This is a genomic window from Rhodanobacter sp. G1, assembly GCF_055397855.1.
Window position 1 is genome coordinate 3,191,959 of sequence record NZ_AP039674.1, and the last position, 23,650, is coordinate 3,215,608.

At 68.2% G+C, this 23,650-nt stretch carries 13 protein-coding genes; 4 read left to right on the top strand and 9 right to left on the bottom strand.

Annotation, left to right across the window (positions count from 1 at the left end; translation table 11 throughout):
• From ACZ5Z2_RS14125 to ACZ5Z2_RS14135, 3 genes are all read right to left on the bottom strand, one after another.
• Complete coding sequence (locus ACZ5Z2_RS14125) at positions 1–447, bottom strand: response regulator (RefSeq protein WP_464759235.1); 447 nt, start codon at positions 445–447, stop codon at positions 1–3.
• On the bottom strand, positions 444–2,240 hold the full coding sequence (locus ACZ5Z2_RS14130; RefSeq protein ID WP_464759236.1) for an ATP-binding protein: 1,797 nt from the start codon (positions 2,238–2,240) through the stop codon (positions 444–446). Before ACZ5Z2_RS14130 ends, ACZ5Z2_RS14125 begins: the two co-directional genes overlap by 4 nt.
• Before the next feature lie 120 nt (positions 2,241–2,360).
• A complete protein-coding gene (locus ACZ5Z2_RS14135; protein WP_464759237.1) occupies positions 2,361–4,649 on the bottom strand; it encodes a GH92 family glycosyl hydrolase in 2,289 nt (762 codons plus the stop codon).
• A 271-nt stretch (positions 4,650–4,920) separates the two neighbouring features.
• On the opposite strand from ACZ5Z2_RS14135, the gene ACZ5Z2_RS14140 reads away from it, so the two are divergent.
• From ACZ5Z2_RS14140 to ACZ5Z2_RS14155, 4 genes are all read left to right on the top strand, one after another.
• Positions 4,921–5,979, top strand: coding sequence for a LacI family DNA-binding transcriptional regulator (locus ACZ5Z2_RS14140; RefSeq protein ID WP_464759238.1), 1,059 nt, complete (start codon positions 4,921–4,923; stop codon positions 5,977–5,979).
• 102 nt (positions 5,980–6,081) lie between these two features.
• On the top strand, positions 6,082–7,314 hold the full coding sequence (fucP, locus tag ACZ5Z2_RS14145; RefSeq protein WP_464761715.1) for an L-fucose:H+ symporter permease: 1,233 nt from the start codon (positions 6,082–6,084) through the stop codon (positions 7,312–7,314).
• Between the two features lie 14 nt (positions 7,315–7,328).
• Positions 7,329–8,303 carry a carbohydrate kinase family protein gene (locus ACZ5Z2_RS14150; protein ID WP_464759240.1) on the top strand — a complete coding sequence of 325 codons (975 nt, stop codon included), beginning with the start codon at positions 7,329–7,331 and terminating at the stop codon, positions 8,301–8,303.
• An 11-nt stretch (positions 8,304–8,314) separates the two neighbouring features.
• Positions 8,315–9,547, top strand: coding sequence for an AGE family epimerase/isomerase (locus ACZ5Z2_RS14155; protein ID WP_464759241.1), 1,233 nt, complete (start codon positions 8,315–8,317; stop codon positions 9,545–9,547).
• A gap of 163 nt (positions 9,548–9,710) precedes the next feature.
• On the opposite strand, the gene ACZ5Z2_RS14160 is transcribed toward ACZ5Z2_RS14155, so the two are convergent.
• The 6 genes from ACZ5Z2_RS14160 to ACZ5Z2_RS14185 all read right to left on the bottom strand — a co-directional run bounded on the left by ACZ5Z2_RS14160 (position 9,711) and on the right by ACZ5Z2_RS14185 (position 23,548).
• Positions 9,711–12,620, bottom strand: a complete 2,910-nt coding sequence (locus ACZ5Z2_RS14160) for a TonB-dependent receptor plug domain-containing protein (protein WP_464759242.1) — start codon at positions 12,618–12,620, stop codon at positions 9,711–9,713.
• A 308-nt stretch (positions 12,621–12,928) separates the two neighbouring features.
• The gene (locus ACZ5Z2_RS14165) at positions 12,929–14,206 is read right to left on the bottom strand and encodes an alpha-L-fucosidase (RefSeq protein ID WP_464759243.1); all 1,278 of its coding nucleotides are present in this window, start codon (positions 14,204–14,206) and stop codon (positions 12,929–12,931) included.
• A 195-nt stretch (positions 14,207–14,401) separates the two neighbouring features.
• Entirely contained in the window at positions 14,402–16,846 is a 2,445-nt protein-coding gene (locus ACZ5Z2_RS14170) for a GH92 family glycosyl hydrolase (RefSeq protein WP_464759244.1), read from the bottom strand.
• Positions 16,847–16,884: 38 nt separating this feature from the next.
• Positions 16,885–18,324, bottom strand: a complete 1,440-nt coding sequence (locus ACZ5Z2_RS14175; protein ID WP_464759245.1) for a glycoside hydrolase family 125 protein — start codon at positions 18,322–18,324, stop codon at positions 16,885–16,887.
• On the bottom strand, positions 18,321–20,915 hold the full coding sequence (locus ACZ5Z2_RS14180; protein WP_464759246.1) for a glycoside hydrolase family 3 protein: 2,595 nt from the start codon (positions 20,913–20,915) through the stop codon (positions 18,321–18,323). The genes ACZ5Z2_RS14175 and ACZ5Z2_RS14180 overlap by 4 nt, the downstream gene beginning before the upstream one ends.
• A complete protein-coding gene (locus ACZ5Z2_RS14185) occupies positions 20,912–23,548 on the bottom strand; it encodes a beta-mannosidase (protein ID WP_464759247.1) in 2,637 nt (878 codons plus the stop codon). The genes ACZ5Z2_RS14180 and ACZ5Z2_RS14185 overlap by 4 nt, the downstream gene beginning before the upstream one ends.
• Between the last annotated feature and the right edge of the window lie 102 nt (positions 23,549–23,650).

Consider the following 23,650-nt stretch of genomic DNA (forward strand, 5'->3'; position numbering starts at 1 on the left):
TCAGTCGTATTCGGGTGCCTGGTTGAGCACGGCCCAGAACTGCCCCAGCGTGCGCACGGCGGTGAAGAACTGATCCACGTCCACCGGCTTGATGACGTAGGCGTTGACGCCGAGATCCCAGCTGCGCGCGAGATCGCTTTCTTCGCGCGAAGAAGAAAGGATCACCACCGGGATGCGCTTCAGGCGCTCGTCCGCGCGCATGCGCTTGAGCACTTCCAGGCCGTCCATGCGCGGCATCTTGATGTCCAGCAGCACCACCGCCGGGTTGCCCGGCTCGCGCGTGGCCCAGGCGCCGCGGCATTGCAGCCAGTCCATGCATTCCACGCCGTCCTGCAGGTGCACCACGGGGTTGGCGAGGTTGGCCTCGCGCAGCGCGTCCAGCGACATTTCGGCGTCGGCCATGCTGTCTTCGACCAGCAGGATGGTGCGGATGTGGCGGTTCATCATGAAAGCCTCTCGGTGGATGTGCCGGACAGATCCCGTGCCGGCAAGGTGAAGTGGAAACGCGCGCCCTGCTCCGGCTCGGCCACGGCCCAGATGCGCCCGCCGTGGCGGGCGAGGATGCGCCGCACGTTGGCCAGGCCGATGCCGTTGCCGGGGAAATCCGAAGCGCGATGCAGGCGCTGGAACACGCCGAACAGCTTGTCGGCGTACTGCATGTCGAAGCCGGCGCCGTCGTCGCTGACGCTGAACTCGTAGTCGCCGCTGCGGCCACGCTGCACGTCCACCGCGATGTGCGCGTGCTCGCGCTGGCCGGTGTACTTCACCGCGTTGCCGATCAGGTTCTGCCACACGGTGCGCAGCATGTTCTCGTCGCCCACCACGATGGGCAGCGGCGCGATGGACCAGCTGATGCGCCGCTCCGGCGCCTCGGCCGCGCACAGGGCGCGCGCCTCCTCGGCCAGCGACTGCATGTCCACCGGCTGCAGGCGCAACGCGCCGCGGCCGAGGCGCGAGAACACCAGCAGATCCTCGATCAGCTGGCCCATGCGCTGCGCCGAGCTGCCGATCACGTCGAGGTAGTGGCTGCCGGTTTCGTCCACCTGCTCGCCGAGGTGCTGGCGCAGCTTGCGCGCGAAGCCGGCGATGTGGCGCAGCGGCGCGCGCAGGTCGTGCGAGACGGAATAGCTGAAGGCCTCCAGCTCGCGGTTGACGTCGGTGATCTGCGCCACCTTGCCTTCCAGCTGGTGGTTCAGCTCGCTGACCTTGTGCTCGGCCAGCGCGCGCGCGGTGACGTCGCTCACCGTGAGCAGCAGCGACTGCGCGTCGCTGTCCTGCTGCTGGATGCGCCGCGCGTTGACGACGACGTGGCGATCCACGCCGTCCGGCGTGTGCTGCACGACTTCGTAGTCCCACAGCTCGCGGTCGCGCAGCAGCACGTCGTTGAGCCGCTGCAGCAAGGCGCCGTCGCTCCACGCGCCGTTGCCGATCTGCGGCAGCGGCAACGGGCGATGGTGCTTGGGATCCAGCCCGTACAGCTCGGCGAAGGCGGCGTTCACCAGCAGGCTGCGCAGCTGCCCGTCGAACAGCGCGATGGGTTCGCGCACCGCCTGCACGATCATCTGCGAGCGCAGCACCGCGCGGCCTTCGCGGGTTTCCGCCAGCTGGCGCTTGCCGATCTGCCGCTCCGAGGTGGCCACCACCACGATCAGCAGCAGCAGCTGCGCCAGCGCGATCAGCCCGAGCAGCAGCCGGCTGCGGTACATCTGCCGCTCGACTTCGCGGCTGCGTTCGCCGACGAGGCGATCGGCGGACTGCGCGATGCCGTCGATCAGCGCGTGCATGCGGAACAGGTCGCTGGTGTCGCGCAGCGACTGCCGCGCGCCCTCGGCGTCGCCCTTGCGCAGGCGGGCCATCGCCTGATCCATCAGGGTGACGCGGCCGTTGACCGCGCTTTCCAGCGCGCCAATGCGCGCCTGCTGGTCGGGATTGTCGCGGGTCAGCGCGCGCAGCTGATCCAGCAGGGGTGGCGTCTGGCGCTTGGCGCTGCCGGCGCGCTGCTCGATGGCGGCGTCGCCGTCGCCGGCGAGGATGCGGTAGCTCGCCGCCTCGCTGTCGCGCACCAGGTAGGCGATGTTGTAGGCAAGCGCCTTGATCGTGCTGGTCTGGTTGAGCCAGCTGTTGACCCGCTGCGTCTCGTCGGCCATCACGCGCGTGGCGAGATACGGCAGCGCCACGATGACGAGCATCGCGAACAGCAGGCCGGCGAGCCGCCAGCGCGGCAAACCCTTGGCTTTCATCGGACAGGCAACATCGGCGACTCCCGCTCGAAAGCGCCCGACTCCCCCGCGGGCACCCGCCTATTCTGCGCAGGTTTTGTGCCAGCGGCCAGCCCGGCCGACGATCCGCGGGAACGCGGCCTATCGCCGCGCGCCCGTTGCCACCAGTTGCGCCGCGCCCCACTGTCGGTTCGGCTCGGCCTGCATCACGAAGCGCAGTTCGCCGCCGGCAAGGATCTCGCCGTGGTGCAGGAAGGGGCGATCCAGCGGCTTGCCGTCGAGCAGCACCGCGCCGACGTACGGGTGCGCGCCGTCGAGATGCTCGGCCACGACGGTGAAGGTGTGTCCGTTCTCTAGGTGCAGCACCGCCTTCGGCACGAAGGGCCGGCCGATGGCGTACGTGTCGCTGGCCGGCGTGACCGGGTAGAAGCCCAGCGCGGTGAACACGTACCACGCCGACATCTGGCCGAGGTCGTCGTTGCCGGCGAGGCCGTCGGGCGCGACGCCGTACTGGCTGTCCATGATCTGTTTCAGCCTGGCCTGCGTCTTCCACGGCGCGCCAGCGTAGTCGTAGAGGTAGGCGATGTGGTGGCTGGGCTCGTTGCCGTGCGCGTACCAGCCGATCAGGCCGGTGATGTCCTCCACGTTCTTGAAGTGGCCTGGGTCGACCTTGGCGTCGAACACCTCGTCCAGCTTGGCGACGAACTTCGCGTCGCCGCCCATCGCCGCGATCAGCCCGGGCACGTCCTGCGGCACGTACCAGGAGTACTGCCAGGCGTTGCCCTCGGTGTAGTCGCTACCGTAGCCGGCGAAGGTGGGGTCGAACGGGGTGCGGAACTGGCCGTTGCTGAGCTTGGCGCGCATGAAGCCGGTCTGCGGATCCCACGCGTTGCGCCAGTTGGTCGCGCGCTTGCCGAATTCGTCGGCGATCTTCGCCTTGCCCATCGCCTTGGCCATCTGCGCCAGCGACCAGTCGTCGTAGGCGTATTCCAGCGTCTTGGAAGCCGCTTCCGGCTCCTTGTCGATGGGCACGTAGCCCAGCTTCATGTAGTCGGCCAGGTCGCCGTAGGGGCCGTAGGTGGCGCTGGCCACCATCGCCTTCAGCGCCTTGTCCGCGTCGAAGCCGCGCACGCCCTTGACGTAGGCGTCGGCGATCACGGGCACCGCGTGGTAGCCGATCATGCACCACGTTTCCAGGCCCTGGTACGCCCACACCGGCAGGATGCCGAACGGGCTGGCCTGCTGGGCGGCGAGCAGCGAGCGCACGAACTGCGTGCTGAGGTCGGGCCGCAGCAGCACCATCAGCGGCTGCTGCGCGCGGTACACGTCCCACAGCGACCAGCTGGAATAGAAATCGAAGCCGTCGGCCTTGTGCACCTGGTGGTCGGGGCCGCGGTATTCGCCGTTGGCGTCCATGCTCAGCGTGGGCGACAGCATGGCGTGGTAGAGCGAGGTGTAGAAGCCGGTGCGCTGCGCCGGCGTGCCGTCCACGTCGATCGCGGACAGCGCCTTGTTCCACGCGGCCGTGGCGTCGGCGCGGCGCGCGTCGAAGTCCCAGCCCTTGCCGTCGCGGTCGAGGTTGTCGATGGCGTTGGCCTCGCTCACCGGCGAGATCGCCACCTTCACCAGCAGCGGCTTGTCCAGCTTGCCGAAGTCGAACACGCCCTCCAGCGCGCGGCCGTTCTCGGCGTCGCGATCCTCGGGCTGGTTGCCCGGGCCCACGAAGCCCTTGTAGGCCACGTCGGTCTCGCGGTCGTACAGCGTGCGCGAGACCATAGTCTGGTTGAAGCGCAGCGCGAAGCACAGTTCGCGCCCCGGCGCCCAGCCGCGCGTGGTGCGGCAGCCGCTGACCGTGCCGTCGGCGCGCACGCGCAGGCGCGACCACAGCACCTTGCCGGGGTAGTCGTAGATGCTGGGGCGCAGGTCGAGCAGCAGGTGCGCCGGCTTGTCCTTCGGGAAGGTGTAGCGGTGCCAGCCGATGCGCGCCGAGGCGGTCAGCTCGGCGCGGATGCCGTAGTCGCTCAAGGTCACCGCGTAGTAGCCGGCCTGCTCCACTTCGCTGGCATGGCTGAAGCGCGAGCGGTAGCCGCTGCCCGGCTTGTCCGCGTCGCCCGGATCGAGCCTGACGTCGCCGGCGATCGGCATCACCAGCACGTCGCCCAGATCCGAATGGCCGGAGCCGGAGAAGTGCGTGTGCGAGAAGCCCAGGATGGTGGGGTCGCCGTACTGGTAGCCCGCGGCCCACTTGTAGGCGTGCTTGAAGTCCGGCATCGCGGTGTCGGGCGAGAGCTGGATCATGCCGAACGGCACGGTGGCGCCCGGAAAGGTGTGGCCGTCGCCGCCGGTGCCGATGCGCGGATCGACCGCCGCCGCGTTGCCGCTGCCCGCCGCTGCCGCGCCGCCGGAGAACAAGGCCAGCGAAACCGCCATCGCGAATGCCGAACAAACCTGTCTGCCGCGCTGCTTCATGAGTCGCCCCGTTGCTTCTTCGTGGTTCGTGGAAAGCCCGGCCATGGATGGCGGGCCATTGGATCCTCGCGATCGTGGCCGATCACGGAGCCCTGCCTGACCGCAAAAATTTAAATCGTTCCAAGCTGAGGACGCTAGCATCCCGGTGGCGGTGCTTGCATGTTGCATCGCGGAACCACAGGCGTCAGGCTTGCGCTACATTTTGATCGTTCCAAGCGACCACAGGCGAGCCATGGACATGGACAGCGCACCACACGCCAATCGCAAGATCACCCTCACCGACATCGCCGCCGCCTGCGACGTGTCGCGCGCCACCGTATCGCTGGTGTTGCGCGGCAGCCCGCTGGTGAACAAGCTCACCCGCGCCCGCGTCGAGGAAGAGCTGCGCCGCCAAGGTTACGTCTACAACCGCGCCGCGGCCAACCTGCGCCGGCGCACCTCGTCCAGCATCGCGCTGGTGCTCAACGACCTGGCCAATCCCTTCTTCGCCGAGTTTGCCACCGGCGTGGACGAGGCGCTGGGCGGCGCCGGCTACGTCACCCTGCTCGGCAGCACCGGCGAATCCATCGCGCGCGAGCAGCAGGTGCTGGCCTCGCTGCTGGAACACGACCCGGCCGGCGTGATCCTCTCGCCCGCGGAAGGCAGCGACGCCGGCCAGGTGCTCAAGACCATCGGCATGCGCACGCCGCTGCTGCTGTTCAACCGCGAACTCGCCGGCAAGGCATCGCCCGACGCGCCGTGGGATCGGTTGATGCTGGACAACCAGCGCGGCGCACGGCTGGCCACCGAGCACCTGATCGCGCTGGGCCAGAAGCGCATCGCCTTCTTCGGCGGCCACGCCGGCTCCAGCTCCTGCCAGCAGCGCCACGCCGGCTACGTCGAGGCGATGAAGGCCGCCGGCCTGCCCATCGAGCCGCACTGGCGCATCGAGTGCGCGCCGAACCGCGTGGACGCGGCGGCGCAGTGCGGCGCGCTGTTCTTCGATTCGCCCACTCCCACCGCGGCGGTCTGCTACAACGACGCGGTGGCGCTGGGCCTGATGCTGGGCCTGTACCAGCGCGGCATCCAGCCCGGCCGCGACTTCGCCGTCACCGGTTTCGACGACATCGCCGAAGCCGCGCTGAGCGCGCCGCCGCTCAGCACGCTGGCCTCCACGCCGCGCGCGCGCGGCAGGCAGGCCGCCGAACTGCTGCTGCAACGCCTGCGCGAGCCGCAGGCCGAACCGCACCGCACCGTGGCGCCAGTGCAACTGGTGGTACGCGGCAGCAGTTGCCCGCCGTCCGCAGCCTGACACAGCACACCACAGGGGAAACGCATGGCCTTCGCCACCACACCTCCGCAACCCGCCCGCACGGGCAACGACAGCGGACGCTACACCGACTACCCGCTGGCGATGATGGCCTGCTCGGTGATCTTCTTCATGTGGGGCGCGCTGACCAGCCTCAACGACATCCTGATCCCGCACCTGAAGGCGCTTTTCACGCTCGACTACAAGCAGGCGATGCTGGTGCAGTTCGTGTTCTTCGGCGCGTACTTCCTGATGGCGCTGCCGGCCGGCAAGCTGGTGGAACGGCTGGGCTTCAAGCGCGGCATGGTGGCGGGACTGGCGGTGGCGGGCATCGGCGCGCTGCTGTTCTGGCCGGCGGCGCAATGGCAGAGCTATCCGCTGTTCCTGTTCGCGTTCTTCGTGCTGGCCACCGGCATCACCGTGCTGCAGGTGGCGGCCAATCCCTACGTGGCCCTGCTCGGCCCCGCGCGCACCGGCTCCAGCCGGCTGACGCTGGCGCAGACGCTCAACTCGTTCGGCACCGCGGTGGCGCCATGGGTGGGAGGCCTGCTGATCCTCTCCGGCGTGATGCTGGGCGCCGACCAGGTCGCCGCGCTGCCTGCCGTGCAGCAGGCGGCCTACCGCGCGCAGCAGGCGCATTCGGTGCAGATGCCGTACCTGGTGCTGGCCGCCGTGCTGTTCCTGCTGGCGGTGTTCGTGGCGCTGTTCCGCCTGCCGCCGCTGGCCGAGGCCGGCGCGCAGGCGGATGGCCGCAAGCACACGCTGGGCGACGCGCTGCGCGTTCCGCACGTGGCCTACGGCGTGGCGGCGATCTTCTGCTACGTGGGCGCGGAGGTGGCGATCGGCAGCTTCCTCATCAACTACATCGCCCAGCCGGACATTGGCGGCATGACCGAGCAGCAGGCTGCGCGCTACGTGAGCTTCTACTGGAGCGGCGCGATGATCGGCCGCTTCCTCGGCACCTTCCTGCTGGCATGGCTCAACCCGCGCCGCCTGCTGGCGGTGTTCGCGGCCATCGCCGGGCTGCTGGTGCTGACCAGCATGGCGAGCGAGGGCCACGTGGCGATGTACAGCATCGTCGCGGTGGGCCTGTTCAACTCGATCATGTTTCCCACCATCTTCGCGCTGGGCATCGAGCGGCTGGGGCCGCTCACCGACAAGGCGTCGAGCCTGCTCATCATGGCCATCGTCGGCGGCGCGGTGATCCCCTGGCTGCAAGGCGTGCTGGCCGACCATCTGGGCGTGCACCACGCCTTCGTGCTGCCGGTGCTGTGCTACGCCTTCATCCTGTTCTACGGCCTGCACGGATCGAAGATCCGCAACGCCGTCGCCAGCTAAAGGTATCCCGCACGATGCGTTCCGTACTCTGCTTCGGCGAAGCGCTGATCGATTTCCACGCCGAGGGCCGCGATCCGCACGGCTACCCGCGCGCCTTCGTGCCCTTCGCCGGCGGCGCGCCCGCCAACGTGGCGGTGGCGGTGGCGAAGCTGGGCGGCGCGGCGCGTTTCGCCGGCATGCTGGGCAACGACCTGTTCGGCGACTTCCTGCTCGACAGCCTCAAGCACGCCGGCGTGGACACCCGCGACGTGGCGCGCACCGGCGAGGCGAACACCGCGCTGGCCTTCGTGGCGCTGGACGCGCACGGCGACCGCAGCTTCAGCTTCTATCGCCCGCCTTCGGCCGACCTGCTGTTCCGCCCCGAACACTTCCGCGCCGACGCGTTCGACGGCACCGCGGTGTTCCACGTCTGCTCCAACAGCATGACGGAGCCCGCTGCGGCGGAAACCACCCGCGAAGGCATGCGCCGCGCACGCGACTCGGGCGCCCTGGTGAGCTTCGACCTCAACCTGCGCCCCGCGCTGTGGCCGCAGGATGCCGGTGCGCGCGCGCAGGTATGGCCCGCGCTGCAACTCGCCGACCTGGTGAAGCTCAGCGCCGAGGAATTCGCGTGGCTGGCGGTGGACGGCGAGGACGCCGTGCTGGAGCGCCTGTGGCAAGGCCGCACGCGCCTGCTGGTGGTCACCGATGGCCCCAACCCGCTGCGCTGGTTCCATCCCGACGCCGAGGGCGAGCTGCCTGCCTATCGCGTGCCGATGGTGGACAGCACCGCCGCGGGCGACGCCTTCGTGGGCGGCCTGCTGCAGCAACTGGCCGAACAGCGGATCGGCTCGGGCGACCTCGACGCGCTGGTCGCCACGCTGCCACGCCTGCACGCCACGCTGCGCCACGCCGCCGCCGCCGCCGCGATCGCGGTGACGCGGCAAGGTTCGTTCGTCGCGCTGCCGACCGCCGACGAAGTCCTCGCCTTCATGGCATCCCACTCTTGAGTCCGACACGCATGACCCACGTACTGCCCGCCACGCCGCTGCCCGATTTCAACTCGCCCGGCTTCCTGTGCCGGCACATCGCCGACAGCATGGCGTTCTACCATCCGCGCGCGATCGATCCGGCCGGCGGTTTCTTCCACTACTACAAGGACGACGGCTCGATCTACGACCGCAGCCACCGCCACCTGGTGAGCAGCACGCGCTTCGTCTTCAACTACGCGATGGCAGCGCTGGAGTTCGCCGACGACGCCAGGCTCGCCGCCGAATACCGCGATGCCATGCGCCACGGCCTGCGCTACCTGCGCGAAGTGCACCGCAATCCGCAGAGCGGCGGCTACGCGTGGACGATCCGCGACGGCGCGCCGGAAGACCGCACCAACCACGCCTACGGCGTCGCCTTCGTGCTGCTGGCCTACGCCAGCGCGCGCAAGGCCGGCGTCGCCGAAGCCGCCGCGTGGATGGACGAGACCTGGGAGCTGCTGGAACGCCGCTTCTGGGACGCCGAAGCCGGCCTGTACCGCGACGAGGCCGACGCCGAGTGGAACTTCAGCGGCTACCGCGGCCAGAACGCCAACATGCACATGTGCGAGGCGATGCTCGCCGCCTACCAGGCCAGCGACGAGGTGCGCTACCTCGATCGCGCGCTCACGCTCGCCGACCATATGACGCGCCGCCAGGCTGCGCAGGCCGACGGCCTGGTGTGGGAACACTACGACACCGGGTGGCGCATCGACTGGGACTACAACCGCGACAACCCCAAGCACCTGTTCCGCCCCTGGGGCTTCCAGCCCGGCCACCAGACCGAGTGGGCCAAGCTGCTGATGATCCTCGAGCCGCTGCTGCTGGAGCGCAACCGCGAGGAGCACTGGATCGTGCCCACCGCGCGCCACCTGTTCGACACTGCGGTGAAGCATGCCTGGGACGAGGTGCACGGCGGCCTGTGCTACGGCTTCGCGCCCGACGGCAGCGTGTGCGACGACGACAAGTATTTCTGGGTGCAGGCCGAATCGCTGGCCGCCGCCGCCCTGCTGCACGCACGCACCGGCGACGCCGGCTACGCCACCTGGCACGACAAGTTGTGGGCGTATTCGTGGCGGCACTTCGTCGACCACGAATACGGCGCGTGGTACCGCATCCTCACCCGCGACAACCGCAAGTACAGCGACGAGAAGAGCCCCGCCGGCAAGGTGGACTACCACACCATGGGCGCGTGTCACGAGCTGCTGCAATTGCGCAGAAGCTGACGCCGGCGGCACATCCATGCCTTTCCACGCCATGCCCGCGCAAGCGGGCATGCGCTTTTTTGGCGAGGAAAAACCGGCTTGCGGAGGCTTCCAAAAAAACGCCCCGGCAGAACCGGGGCGCGGGGGAAAGCTCGACCTGAGAGGGATCAGTCGAGCTCTTGCGTCAGTCGAGCTTGTAGTCGAACGTCAGGAAGACTTCGCGGCCGTTGTAGGTATCGCCCTGCAGCGTCGGGATGAACTCGAAGCCGCCGGCGTAATACGGGATCGGCCCGACCTTGTCGAAGATGTTGGAGACGGTGAAGGTCAGCTTGGTTTTATCGTTGATGCGATAGCCGACCGAGGTATCCCAGGTGATCCACGGCGGGATCTTGCCGTTGTAGACGACGCATTCCGGATCGCCCAGCGAGGGGATGATGCCGTTCGACAGCACTTCGCAGCCGCCGTAGTTGTTTGCACGGATGCTGCCGGCACGCTGACCGGAGAGCGTCACGTCCCAGTCCGCCTTCGACCACCGCCCGATCCAGGTCACCTTGCTGGCCACGTGCTGGTAGCGGGTGTTGAGCAAGGGATCGGAAGCCAGCACGCGCTCCTTGTACGAGAGGTTGTCGGTGTAGACGATGCTGGTGTTGAAATCGCCGCTGTCCAGCGTGCGCAGCTTGTATTCGAGCGAGGCATCCACGCCGCTGACGTACAGCGACGCCTCGTTGATCGGCCCGACGTGGACGGCGGTGATGTTGCCGTTCGCGTCGCGCGTCACGTCCGAGATCGCCAGCTGGCAATAGGCCGAGCCCGGCTCATGTGCCGTGTAAGGTGCGCCGGTGATCGTCTTGCCGGTGCGGCAACCCGCCTCGTCGGTCAGCAAGGTGTCCTTGCTGATGTATTCGATCGCGTTGTCCACGCCGGTGTGCCAGTAATCGGCCGACACCGACAGGCCATCGACGCCCGGCACCTGCCAGACGAAGCCGTAAGTCCAGGAATGGCCCTTCTGCGGCACCAGGTTGCGGTTGCCGCCCGAGTACTGCGTGAAGTAGGTCGTGTGCTGAACCGCCTGGCAGGTGGTATCGCCGGTCTGGATGCACTGATACGGGTCGGCGTAGATACCCACCGGCACGGTCGACTCGGTCTGGTAGACCGCCTGCATGTCGGGCGCCTTGAAGTTGGTGCTGTAGCTGCCGCGGATCAGCAGGCCGTCGTAGGGGCGCCATTCGATGCCGGTGCCCCAGGTGCGCGCGACATCGGCGATGCTGGCGTCGCGGTACTTGTCGGCGCGGCCGGACAGAGTCCAGGTCAGCGTCGACAGCAGCGGGATGCGGAACTCCGTGCCCAGCGAGAAGCGCATGCGCGTGCCGCCGCCGGTGTTGTAGTCCTGGAACGGATCGCCGAAGGAGGTGGTGTTGCCGCGCGCGTCCGGCGACAGCAGGTAGCCGTTGTGGGCCGCTTCCAGCACGCCCGCCCAGCCCACCGACTGGCCGTTCCAGGGAAGGTCGAACAGGTCGCCGTTGACGTTGAAGCTGGCCTGGTCGAGCCACGACACCGCGCTGTTCTGCCCCTTCACCGCGAAGGTGCTGTACTGCTGCGGCGTGATCGGGTTCCAGAAGCGCTGCTGGTTCACCGCATAGATCGGATAGGTGTTGCCGTCGACCGTCGTGCTGCCCAGCTGCGGCCCGAAGAAGAAGTCGAACATGCCCTGTTCGTTGAGGCCGGTGTAGTCCTCGTGGACGATGTATTTCTGGGAATTGAGGTTCAGATCCCAATTGAACCGGTCGCCGAACATCGTGCCGCGCAGGCCCGCCATGATGTTCCAGTTCTGTTCGCGGTCGTGCGTGTTGGCGCTGGTACCCATTTCCTGCGCGGTGAGCTGGCGGAAATAGTTGGTGATCACCTGCCCCGACGTCTGGTCGTAGAAGCTGCCGGGCAGCCCGCCCATCGGATACAGGAAGGGCAACTGCGTGTTGGAAGTGCCCACCGTGTCCCACAGGCCTGCCGAAGCGTAGGCCTGCAGGCCGTTGCCGAAGTCGTACTCGCCGGCAACGTAGCCGTCGTTGCTGCGGATGCCCGGCGTCAGCACCCAGTTGCTGAACAGGTTCGGCTGGGTGCAGTAGTAGCCGTTGTCGGTCACCGGCCCGGTGACCGCATCGCCGCTCGTGCCGATGGTCTGCTTGTGGCGCAGCGCGAAGTTGTTGCCGAACTGGCCGCAGGCGCCGGTCGGCGGCGTGATGTAGTTGCCGTTGGCGTCGTACAGCGACAGGCCGTCGTAGGTCTGGTAGCCGAACATGCGAGCGCTCGGGCTCCAGGCGCCGTAGCCGGCATCCGCCTCGGAATCCGTGTAGCTGCGGTCGTGGCCCCACAACGGCGAGCGGTTGGAGTGCTCCAGGTTGTAGACGACGTGCCAGTTGTCGCCGGAGTGGCCGCCGACAAAGTTGGCGTCGCCGTAGGAGCGGCCGCCACGGGTGGCGCCGCCGCCGGTCAACTGCAGGTCGTCGCCCTGGTAATCCTTCTTCAGGATCACATTGACCACGCCCGCCACCGCATCCGAGCCGTAGATCGACGATGCGCCGGAGACGAGGATCTCGACATGGTCGATCATCCCGGTGGGGATGTTGTTGTAGTTCTGGAAGTTGCTCTGGCCGTTGTTGGATTGCGGGTAATCGACGACACGATGCCCGTTGACCATCAGCAGGGTGAAGCCGGAACCCATGTTGCGCAGGTTGAGCTGGCGCGCATTCACCGAGGTGGAGCCCCAGCTGGGCGCGGTCTGCGACACGCCGGCCTGCGGCAGCGAGTTCATGAATTCGTAGAGGGTGGTGTAGCCCTCGGCCTTGATGTCCGCGCCGCTGATGCTGACCACGGGAGTCGGCCCCTCGACCTCCACGCGCGGAATCATCGAGCCGGTGACCGTGACCGCCTGCAGCTTCACCGCCTTTTTCTGGTCGGCCGGCTGCGCCTGGCTGGACTGCGCGGACTGGGCATCGCCCGACGGGGCCGTCTGCGCCTGCACGGCGAGCGGCGACAGCAGCGCGATGGAAAGCGCGCTCACAAGTGCATTGCGACGCAACGCGATGGCATGACGCATGGGAACCCCTCCCTCAAGATGTGGTTTGTCGTAACTGCATGAGCCGGCGGGACACCCCTGACCCGTGCGGCCCTACTTGCTTCTCGCTGTCCCGGTCTGATTGGATCGTGCGAATTCGTGCCGGGATTGCTGCGTTCCTTTGCCCGCGAATCTTTCGGATCAATCGCCCCCTTCCCTGCACTTTCAGTGCGTTCCCAAATTTGCACAGGGAATTTAGATCGATCTATATATAAAGCTATCACTCGCTCTGGAGCGATGCACGCCGCAATGCAATATGACCGGCGATCCGCCAGCCCCGCTTCGCGGCTTCAGTTGCTCTCGATCGGCTTCACTTCGTCGTGGAACAGCTTCACCGGCCCGTCGAGCGTGAGCGCCAGCACGGTGACCTCGGGATCCAGCGCGGCAGGCGGCACGGTGACGTAGAGCAGGCCGGGAACCTGGCTCCAGTACGGCTTGCCCACCACCTGCGTATCCAGCGTGGTGCCATCGCCGACCACGCGCGCGTGCAGCACGCGGTTCATCAGGCCCTTCACCAGCACCGGGCCGTTTGGACGTCCATCCACGAACAGGTACAGCGTGCCGCCATCCTTCGACAGCGTGCTGGAACCGGCGTAGTAATCCTTGGGAATGCCGGCCTGCGTGGCGTAGATCGCCTCGGCGTTCTTGTGCGTCCAGCGGCCGATCTGCTTCAGCGTATCGATTTCCTGCTCGGGGATCGTGCCGTCGGCGCGTGGGCCGATGTCTAGCAGCAGGTTGCCGCCCATGCTGATGGTGTCGGCGAGGATGCGGATCAGCTGGTTGGCACTCTTGAAGTGGTGGTCGTTCGGCTGCCAGCCCCAGGAGTCGTTCATGGTCATGCACAATTCCCAGTACTTCTGGGGCGGCCGCGTGATCGGCACGCCCTGCTCCGGCGTGGCGTAGTCGCCGTAGCCCGCGAGGCGCGAGTTGATGATGGCCATGGGGTTGCGCGCCAGCAGCATTTCGCGATCCTGCTTCGCCTGCCATTCCTCGGCGCTGTGCTCCCAGTCGCCGTCGAACCAGTAGAGATCCGGATCGTAGCGCCGCGACAGATCCTTCAGCTGGCCCTGGTAGTACGTCACGAAACGATTCCAGCGCGCGGGATCGGCCTTGGCGTCGTAGCGCGACTCGGTCTTGGTGAAGCCCGGATAGTCCTTGTACGACCAGTCGATCAGCGAGAAGTACAGGCCCACCTTGAGGCCGTCCCTGCGCAACGCCTGCACGAACGGCCCGACCAGGTCGCGCTTCGCCGGCGTGTCCTTCACCACGTTGAGGCCCTGCGCCGTATCCCATAGCGCCACGCCATCGTGGTGCTTGGCGGTGAGCACCGCGTAGCGCGCGCCGCTTGCGCGGATCAGGTCGGCCCAGGCCTGCGGGTGGTAGTCCGCCGCGGTGAAGCCCTTGAGCTGCTGCATGTAGTGGTCGTAGCTGACGTAGCCGTCGTAGAACGACCACGACTCGTCGATGCCGTCCACCGCGTAGATGCCGTAGTGGATGAAGATGCCGAACTTCGCGTCCGCGAACCACTGCATGCGCTGCGCCTCGGTGGGCGCAGTTTCCGCAGGCATCGCCACGGCGGACGACGGCGCAGCGTACGCGGCGAAGCTTGCGCAGGCACACGCGAGCAACAGGCCAAGTCGCCGCCTGATTCCGTTCGGGCTGAGCGTAGCGCCGCAGGCGCGGAGTCGAAGCCGCCCGGCGCGACGGCCCTTCGACTGCGCTTCGCTACGCTCAGGGCGAACGGTGATAGCTCGCCGCATCGCTCAACCCTCACCTTTGCCGGCAAGGTGGCCGAACGAGGGCGGACGATCCTCTGGCGCGGCGCCGAACTGCTTGTTCGGCGTGGCGCCCATCGCGAACGCCAGCGTGCCGCCGGCGGCGAGTTCCGCGTGGCTGATCCAGCTCTTCGTCCACGGCTTGCCGTTCCACGTCACCGACTGGATGTAGGCCTTGCCCGGGCCGTTGCCGCGCGTCTCGACGACGAGCTTCTTGCCCTCGCCCAGCGTCATCTCGGCGCGGTCGAACAGCGGGCTGCCGAACACGTAGTTCGCGCTCACCGGATCGACCGCGTACAGGCCCAGCGAACCCAGCACGTACCACGCCGCCATCTGCCCGCAGTCGTCGTTGCCGGCGATGCCGTCGGGCAGCGGCGGGTACATGGTTTCCAGCAGCATGCGCACGCGCGACTGCGTCTTCCAGTGGTTGCCGGTGTAGGCGTAGAGATAGGCCACGTGGTGGCTGGGCTCGTTGCCGTGCGCGTACTGGCCGATCATGCCGGCGATGTCCGGCGGCGCATCGGCGGGCAGCGCGGAGCTGGTGGTGAACAGTTCGTCCAGCTTGCGCTCGAACGCCGCCGTGCCGCCGAACAGGCCCATGTAGCCGTACAGGTCGTGTTGGTTGAGGAAGGTGGCCTGCCACGGGTTCGACTCGGTGAAGTCGCGCCATTTGTCGAAATGCCCCATCTCGCGCGGGTCGAATGGCGCTATCCACTGCCCCTTGCTGTCGCGCGGGCGCACGAAGGTGAGCTTGGTGTCGAACACGTTGCGGTAGTTGCGCGAGCGTTCGCGCAGCTTCTCCGCGTCGTCCTTTGCGCCCAGCCGTCCGGCCAGGTGCGACAGCGCCCAGTCGTCGTAAGAATATTCCAGCGTCTTGCTCACCGACTCCCATTCCTGGTCGGCGGGGATGTAGCCGAGCTTGCGGTACAGCGGCAGGCCGCGGTAGTCGTCGTCGAAGGCACGCTTGCGGTAGATCGGCCACGCCTTGGCGTAGTCGATGCCGGCGAAGCCCTTGGCCTGCGCCTCGGCGATCACCACGGCGGAGTGGTAGCCGATCATGCAGCCGGTCTCCACGCCTTGCAGCGGCCATACCGGCGGGCCGTCCGGACTTTCCGCGGCCATGCGCACCAGGCCGTTGACCAGGTCGGGCACCTTGTCCGGCTGGTACAGCGTGTAGAGCGGGTGCAGCGCGCGGTAGGTGTCCCACAGCGAGTAGGTGCTGTAGTTGTGCTGGCCCTGCGGCAGCTGGTGCACGGCCAGATCCATGCCGCGGTAGCGGCCGTCCACGTCGCCGAACAGCGTGGGCGCGAGCATGGTGTGGTAGAGCGAGCTGTAGAACGTGCGCTTCGCCGTCTCCGACGGTGTGTCGATGCGGATGCGCGACAGCTCGGCTTCCCAGTTCTCCGCCGCGGCCTGCCGCACGTGCTCGAAATCCCAGCCAGGCAATTCCGACTCCAGGTTGCGCAGCGCGCCGTCGATATCCACGCCGGAGATTCCCACCTTCACCAGCAGCGGCGCCTTGTCCGCGTCGTCCAGGTGCAGCGCGGCCTTGAGGTGCGTGCCCTTGGCCTCGCCCGTGCCGCTGGGCAGCGGCTGGTTCTCGCTGTACAGCGTGGCGTCCGCAAATGGCCGCGACAGCTTCATCGCGAAGTAGATGTGCCGTCCGTTCGCCCACTGGTGCACGCGGCGGCCGCCGACCAGGGTGTCCTTACCCACCAGTTTCAGCGTGGCGTCCGACACCTTGCACGGCACCTTGGGGTCGTCGTGGTAGCCGTGCGCGAAGTCGACCAGCAGGTGCGCCTTGCCGCCCCTGGCGAAGGTGTAGCGATGCAGGCCCGTGCGCAGCGTGGCGGTCAGCTCGGCAAGGATGTCGTGGTCGGTGAGGCGCACGCGGTAGTAGCCGGGCACGCCCTGCTCGGAGGCCTTGTCGTAGCGCGAGCGGTAGCCCTTGCCGGGATGCGCCACCGAGTCCGCCGTGAGGTGCGGCCCGTGCGCCGCGCCGTCGAACTTGGAGTAGTAGTTCTCCGCCGGCAGGCCGCGTGCGCCCGGATCGAGCAGCACCTCGCCCTGCGCAGGCATCACCAGCACGTCGAGCATGTCGCTGGCGCCGGTGCCGCTCAAGTGGGTGTGCGAGAAGCCCATGATCGAGCCGTCGGCCTGGTGGTAGCCCGAGCAGGCGTCCCAGCCGAAGTCGTTGGTGTCGGGCGAGAGCTGCACCATGCCCCACGGCATCGACGCGCCGGGATAGGTGTGGCCGTGGCCGCCGGTACCGACGAACACATCCACCCAGCGCGACACGCCGTTCTTCGCCAGGTCGGTCAGCGCCGCCGCGCTGCCCTGGCCACGCGGCGCGGCCAGCGTGCCGCGCGGGGCGATGCCGCCAAGCAGGGTCAAGGCCGCTGCGCCTTGCAGGAATCGTCTGCGGGTCACCATGGTCGTGGGCTCCTTCGGGGAATGGGGGAGTGCGGCGGTTACCGCAGCAGCTCGGGGTGGTGGTCGGCCAGCCCGGCGATCAGCTCGCCGAACAGGCTGTTGGCCCAGGCGAACCAGGGCCGGGTGAATTTCGCCGGGTCGTCCTGGTCGAAGGCCTCGTGCATGAAGCCGGTGCCGGCATGGGTGGTCTTGAGCCAGTGCAGGCACTGGCGGATCTCGCCGGCGTCGTCGCTGGTGAGCGCGCGCACCATCAGCGACATCGGCCAGATCATGCGCAAGCCCTCATGCGGGCCGCCGATGCCTTCCGCTGCCTTGCCGCGGAAGAAGTACGGGTTACGTCCGCCCCAGGCGCGCGCGCGGGTACGCCGGTAGCGTGCGTCGTCGCGCGCGCAGAAGCCGAGGTACGGCAAGGCCAGCAGGCTGGGCACGTTGGCGTCGTCCATGAACAGCTGGTTGCCGTAGCCGTCCACCTCGTAGGCCCAGAAGTCCTCGTCGGCTTCGCTCATCACGGCGTGCTTTTCCAGCGCGGCCTGCACTTCGGCGGCCAGCGCCTCGCAGTCGGCGGCGAACGCGGCATCGCCGTGCAGTGCGCGCGACATCTCCGCCAGCTGGCGCAGCGACACCACGGCAAACGCATTGGCCGGCACGAACAGCGGATAGATGCAGGCGTCGTCCGAAGGCCGGAACATCGAGCAGATCAGCCCCACCGGCAGCGCGGGATTGCCGTAGCCGTCCAGCGGCACGGTGTCGGTGGGCACCGCCGATGCACGCTGGAAGTGGTACGGCCCCGGCCCGCTCTTGCGCTGCTGCGCGCGGAACGTGGCCAGCACCAAGTGCATCGCGGCGCGCCAGTCGTCGTCGAACGGCACGCGGTCGCCGCTGGCTTTCCAGTAGCCGTGGGCGATGCGTATCGTCCAGCACAGCGAATCGATCTCCCACTTGCGCTCGGCCACGCCGGGCTTCATGTCGGTGAGGTCGTGCTGCGCCCAGCTCAGCGTGGTCTTGCCGTGGGGATCGGGCAGGAAGGCATTCGCATAGGGATCGATCGCGATGCATGCCGCGTGGCGATGGATCAGGCCACGGTACAGCCGGCGCAGCGACTCGTCCTTCGCCGCCAGCGGCAGGTAGGGCCACACCTGCGCCGAGGAATCGCGCAGCCACATCGCGTCGATGTCGCCGGTGACGATGAAGGTATCCGGCTTGCCGCGCAGCGTGCCGAGGTGCACGGTGGTGTCCAGCGTATTCGGGTAGCAGTTGCCGAACAGCCACGCCAGCTCGGGGTCGCCGATCTTCGCCTGCACGCGCGCGATCTCGGCTTCCACCGCGGCGCTGGAGAACTTGCGCTTGCCGGGCGGCGGGCGACGGCTGGGCCGCGCCTTCGCCGTGCCCGCGATGGCGAAGCCTGGCAAGGCCAGCGCCGCGGCACCGCCACCGATCAGCTTGAGCAGGTCACGCCGGGAAAGCGCATCCATGGTCATCGCGCCAATTCCTCTTTGCCGTTGATGGTGAACGTGGCCGCCACACCCGCGGCATCGCCGGGCTGGCCGCCGCCGATGAAGATGCGATAGCGGCCCGGCTCGACGGCACGTTTGCCTGCCGCATCCACGCTGCTCAATAGTCGCGGCGACAACGTGAAATCCACGCGCCGGCTTTCGCCCGGCGCAAGGTGCACGCGCCGGAAACCCACCAGCGCGTGCCGCGGCGCCTGCGGCGACGGCGGCACATCCAGATACGCCTGCACCACCTCGTCACCGGCACGCGGGCCGGCATTGCGCAGCTCTGCACTCACCTGCAGCGCGTCGCCCGCCTTCAGCGCACTCGCCGACAACGCGGGTGCGGCGTAGGCAAACCGCGTGTAGCTCAGCCCGTAGCCGAACGGATACAGCGGCGTGCCGCGGAAATAGCGGTAGGTGCGTCCCTGCATCGCGTAGCTGGTGAACGGCGGCAGATCCTGCACCGAACGATAGAACGTCACCGGCAAGCGGCCAGCGGGATCGGTGTCGCCCGCCAAGGCCTGGGCAATCGCGGTGCCGCCTGCCTGCCCCGGATACCACGCGGCGAGGATGGCGTCGGCGTGCTGTTTCGCCCAATCCAGCGCCACCGCGCCGCCGGACATCAGCACCACGATCAGCGGCTTGCCGGAGGCCGCGGCGTGCTCCAGCAAGGCGCGCTGCGGTGCCGGCAAGTCCAGCGAGGTGCGGTCGCCGCCCGCGAAGCCGGGCACGTCGATCCGCAGGGCTTCGCCCTCGACGTCGGGCGACAGGCCGACGAAGGCGACCACCGCGTCCGCCGCACGCATCGCGCGTTCGGCCTCGGCGAGCTGCACCGCGGGCGGCGCCAGCCATTGCAGGCGCACGCCACCGTCGCGGCTGCGATGCAGCAGCTCCATGCGTAGCGCATGCGGCTTGCCGTCGGCGAAATGCAGTTTCGCCTGCATGTGCGTGCCGTCGCCGTCGTCCACGAGCAGCGGCTTGCCGTCCACGAACAGGCGCATCGCGTCGTGCGCATCGCAATCGAAGCAGCGATCCACGTGCACGGCCAGCACGTAGTCGCCTGGCCCCGGCGGCAACAACTCGCCGCTCCAGCGCACCGCGTAATGCCCCGCATCGAGGCCAGCAGCGGGCGCCGCGCGATCCCAGTCGAAGTCGATCACGCGATCGGTGCGCGTGACGCGCGGTGCGCCGTGGAAGTCGCCGTTCGCGTAATACTCGCCCGTGAGTCCCGCGGCGCCGCCCATCGTGCGCAGCGCACTCTCCGGCACCGGGATCGGCACGCCGGTCGCGACCGGCGCACCTTGCGCGTAGCTCACGCGGTCGCTGCCGAAGCGCGCACGCAAGCCTTCCAGCGGGGTGACCGGCACGCGCGCGGTGCCGTGATAGTTCGCTTCCAGCGTTTCCAGCGTGTCGGCGTCGGGGCCGATCACCGCAAAGCGCAGGCCACCGTGCAGCGGCAGCGAGCCGTGCGCGTTCTTCAGCAGCACCAGCGACTCCTGCGCGGCCTGCAGCGCCAGCTTGCGATGTGCCTCGCTGTCGATGTCGCTCACGCCGAGACCGGCATATATGTTGTCGCCACCGAGTTCGCCCAGGCGATAGCGTGCGGTGAACAGGCGAACGAGCGACGCATCCAGCACGGATTCGGCCACCTCGCCCTGCTGCACGGCCTTGGCCAGGCTGTCGTAGGTGTGGCCGCAGTCGAGATCGGTGCCTGCGCGCAGCGCGGCGACGGATGCCTGCGCATCGTCGGGCTTGTAGTGGTGGAACGCGGCGATGTCGCCCACCGCGTCGCAGTCGGACACCACGTAACCCTGGAAGCCCCAGTCCCTGCGCAGGCGCGTGTCCAGCAGCGCCGCGTTGGCGCACATCGGCACGCCGTCCAGCGCGTTGTAGGAACACATCACCGAACCCGCGCCGCCCGCGATGACGGTCGCGCGGAACGCCGGCAGGTAGGTGTCTTCCAGGTCGTGCGGCGACACCACGGCGTCGAAGCTGTCGCGCCCGGTCTCCGGCCCGCTGTGCGCCACGAAGTGCTTGGGCGTGGCGATGGCGCGCGGATGCCGCGGGTCGTCGCCCTGGATGCCGCGCACGAAGGCCACCGCGAGGCTGCCGGTGAGGAAGGGATCCTCGCCATAGGTCTCCTGGCCGCGACCCCAGCGCGGATCGCGGTCGATGTTGATGTTGGGCGACCAGATGCTCAGGCCCTGGTAGCGCTCGTGCGCATGGCCGGCACCGATCCTGTTGAAGCTGGCGCGCGCCTCGACCGACACGGTGGTTCCCACGGCCTGCAGCAGCGGCACGTCCCAGCTCGCGGCGAGGCCAATGGCCTGCGGGAACACGGTGGCGTAGCCGTCGCGCGCATGGCCGTGCAGGCCCTCGTTCCACCACTCGTACGCCGGTACGCCGAGGCGCGGGATCGCCGGCGCGTCGTTCCGCAGCTGCGAGACCTTTTCCGCCAGCGTCATCTTCGCCACCAGCGCTTTCGCGCGCACTTCGGCGTTTTGCGATTGCGCCGATGCGCCCGTCGCCGCTAGCAGCAAGGCGAGTGCGGCAACGCCGGCGACACGCTTCCTCACGGCGTGCCTGCCGTGGCGCCGTACAGGCTGCGCACCGTCAGCGCACGCCTCAGCGCCGCCGCGTCGGCCGTGCTGCCGACATGCAGCGTCATCGACTCGCCGGGCAGCAGGTCGAAGGCGTCGTCGGACAGCCGCGCATCGAGGCCACCGAAGTCCACCCACACCTCACGCGCAAGATGCGTGGCACTCACCGTGAGACTGCGACCGTCGGCGGAAAGCTCCGCGTGCAGGCCAGGATCGGGCAACGCCAGGTTCTTCGCGTCGTCGAAGTACAGCAGGTGGCGCGACACCGGCTTGCCGTGGTCGAGCCACTCGAACACCGCCACCGTGCAATGCGGATCGGCACCATGCAGCAGTTGTGCGTCCGTGTAGTCGCCTGCAGGCGTGCTGGCCAGCGCCGCCACGCGCACGGGCTGCGTTCGCTCCCATAGCTGCTTGCCGTCCATGTCCAGCGCGCGCACGCGCAGCTCGGCGTCGAGCGGCGCGGTGCGGTCGGATACCAGCGATACCTGCGTCTTGCCGTTCTTGCGGATCGCCACAACGCGCAAGGGCGCATAGAAGCGCTTCGCGTGGTACTGCAGCGCCTTCCAGCGGCCGTAGTAGTCGATGCTGGACCAGGTGGCGCCGGGCCACACGTCGTCGAGCTGCCAGTACATCGAACCCATGCTCTGCGGGCGCGAGGCGCGCAGGTGCTCGGCGGCGAGCTCGATGCCTTCGGCCTGCATCACCTGGCTGAGGTAGACCAGCGCGGCGAAGTCCTTCGGCTTGCCGTACTCGCGCTCCACGTACATCAGCAGGCGCTGGTTGCCCCTGCCCTTGTCGAACTTCTGGTGCGCGCGCAGCACCGGCGAATCGATGGAGAGGTCACCCGGATCGAGCACGCTGCGTAACGTCGCCATCGACGGGAAGGACTGCAGGCCGTATTCGGACTGGAAGCGCGGCGTGACGTCGAGGTAAGCGCTGGCCGGCAGCGCTTCGCCCGACCACACGTTCCAGTAGTGGTAGTCGCCGTTGTCGAGCACGTTGGCCTTGCCGTCGTAGTCGCTGCTGGGCGTGCTCGGCCAGTACGGCACTTCGGGCGACTGCGACGCGACCACGTCGCGCAGCGTGTGGTCGAACAGCTCGCGCATGCCCTGCTCGACGCGCGCGCTTTCGACCTTGCCCTGCGCCTTCTTGAACTCCAGGCTGGTGTCCCAGGACTCCCACGCGGTTTCCACCTCGTTGTTGCCGACCCACACGACGATGGACGGGTGGTCGCGCAGGCGATCCACCTGCTCGATCGCCTCGATGCGCGCGTTGTCGCGGAAAGCCTGGTCGTAGGGCGGGATCGCGCCGCCGAACATGAAGTCCTGCCACACCATCAGGCCCAGCCTGTCGGCTTCGGCGTAGAACGCGTCCTCCAGGTAATAGCCGCCGCCCCAGACGCGCAGCATGTTCATGTTGGCGTCGCGCGCGGACTGCAGCATCGCATCGATGCGCGCCGTGGTGACGCGGTTCGGGAAGCTGTCCATCGGGATCACGTTCGCGCCCTTGGCGAAGATCGGCACGCCATTCACCACGAAGGCGAAACTCTTGCCCCACCGATCCTTCTGCCTGCGAAGCTCGACGCTGCGCAGGCCGGTTTCTCGATCCGCACTGGCCACGACATCGCCATGCAGCGCGACATCGACATGGAAGTCGTACAGGTTCGGCGCGCCGTAGCCCACCGGCCACCAACGCTGCGGATGGGCGATCTCGAATGGCAGGGACACTTCGTTGTCACCGGCCTTCAGCGCCACGTCGCGAACCAGCGATTGCGTGCCGCCATCCGGCGCGCGCCAGCGCAGCGTCACCTTCGCCTTGCCTGCCGCATCGGCGGCGAGGTGCAGCTGCGCCTGCAGCTGCGCGACATCCGCACCGACCTTCGGCTGTGCGATGTGGAAATCGGCGAGGCGCAGCGCATCCCAGCTCTCCAGCTTCACATCCTTCCAGATGCCTTCGGTGACGATGCGCGGGCCCCAGTCCCAGCCGTACTGGTAGGCGGCCTTGCGCACGTAGTTGGCCGTCTGCTTGCCCTCGGGCTCGTCGCCGAAGGCCGAGTCGAATTCGCCCGGCAAGGCATACGGCTGCTTCAGCAACCAGGGCTGCAACCGCGCGATCGGCGAATGCAGGGTGACTTCCAGCGTGTTCGCGCCCGCGTGCAGCCACGCCTTCGCCGGCACGCGCCAGCGGCGGAACATGTTGTCGGCGGCCAGCAGCTTGTGGCCGTTGAGCGAGACGTCGGCGAAGGTGTCCAACCCATCGAACACCAGCTCGACGTGCCTGCGCGCCAGCGTGGCGGCATCCACGTTGAACTGCGTGCGGTACTGCCAGTCGGACAGGCCCACCCACTGGATCTTCGCTTCGTCGTCGCGCCAGTACGGATCGGGCACCAGCTTCACGGCCAGCAGGTCGGTCTGCACCGTGCCGGGCACGGTGGCTGGCAGCCACTGCGCAGCGTGCGGGTGCTCCGCAGCGTGGCGATCGCCTGGCGCGAGACGGAACTGCCAGCCGCCGTCCAGCGATTGCATCGCCAGCGTCGATGCCCTGCCCGGCAATGGGATCGACAGCGCCAGTACAGCCAGCACTGGAACCAGCCAGTTCGCACCCCTCATGCGTGTACCCGCAGGCACGCGCCGGCGACACGGCCTGGATGCCTCCGGCGTATGCCGAGTCCATCGGTTCCTCATCGCCCGCCCCTTCGCATGAATTTAGAT

Excerpts from the sequence above, each read along its gene's own strand:
- ACZ5Z2_RS14155 (WP_464759241.1), top strand. The coding sequence starts at position 8,315 with ATGACCCACGTACTGCCCGCCACGCCGCTGCCCGATTTCAACTCGCCC.
- ACZ5Z2_RS14170 (WP_464759244.1), bottom strand. The coding sequence starts at position 16,846 with ATGGTGACCCGCAGACGATTCCTGCAAGGCGCAGCGGCCTTGACCCTG.
- ACZ5Z2_RS14150 (WP_464759240.1), top strand. The coding sequence starts at position 7,329 with ATGCGTTCCGTACTCTGCTTCGGCGAAGCGCTGATCGATTTCCACGCC.
- ACZ5Z2_RS14130 (WP_464759236.1), bottom strand. The coding sequence starts at position 2,240 with ATGAAAGCCAAGGGTTTGCCGCGCTGGCGGCTCGCCGGCCTGCTGTTC.
- ACZ5Z2_RS14135 (WP_464759237.1), bottom strand. The coding sequence starts at position 4,649 with ATGGCGGTTTCGCTGGCCTTGTTCTCCGGCGGCGCGGCAGCGGCGGGC.
- fucP (WP_464761715.1), top strand. The coding sequence starts at position 6,082 with ATGATGGCCTGCTCGGTGATCTTCTTCATGTGGGGCGCGCTGACCAGC.
- ACZ5Z2_RS14175 (WP_464759245.1), bottom strand. The coding sequence starts at position 18,324 with ATGACCATGGATGCGCTTTCCCGGCGTGACCTGCTCAAGCTGATCGGT.
- ACZ5Z2_RS14165 (WP_464759243.1), bottom strand. The coding sequence starts at position 14,206 with ATGCCTGCGGAAACTGCGCCCACCGAGGCGCAGCGCATGCAGTGGTTC.
- ACZ5Z2_RS14185 (WP_464759247.1), bottom strand. The coding sequence starts at position 23,548 with ATGAGGGGTGCGAACTGGCTGGTTCCAGTGCTGGCTGTACTGGCGCTG.
- ACZ5Z2_RS14125 (WP_464759235.1), bottom strand. The coding sequence starts at position 447 with ATGATGAACCGCCACATCCGCACCATCCTGCTGGTCGAAGACAGCATG.
- ACZ5Z2_RS14160 (WP_464759242.1), bottom strand. The coding sequence starts at position 12,620 with ATGCGTCATGCCATCGCGTTGCGTCGCAATGCACTTGTGAGCGCGCTT.
- ACZ5Z2_RS14140 (WP_464759238.1), top strand. The coding sequence starts at position 4,921 with ATGGACATGGACAGCGCACCACACGCCAATCGCAAGATCACCCTCACC.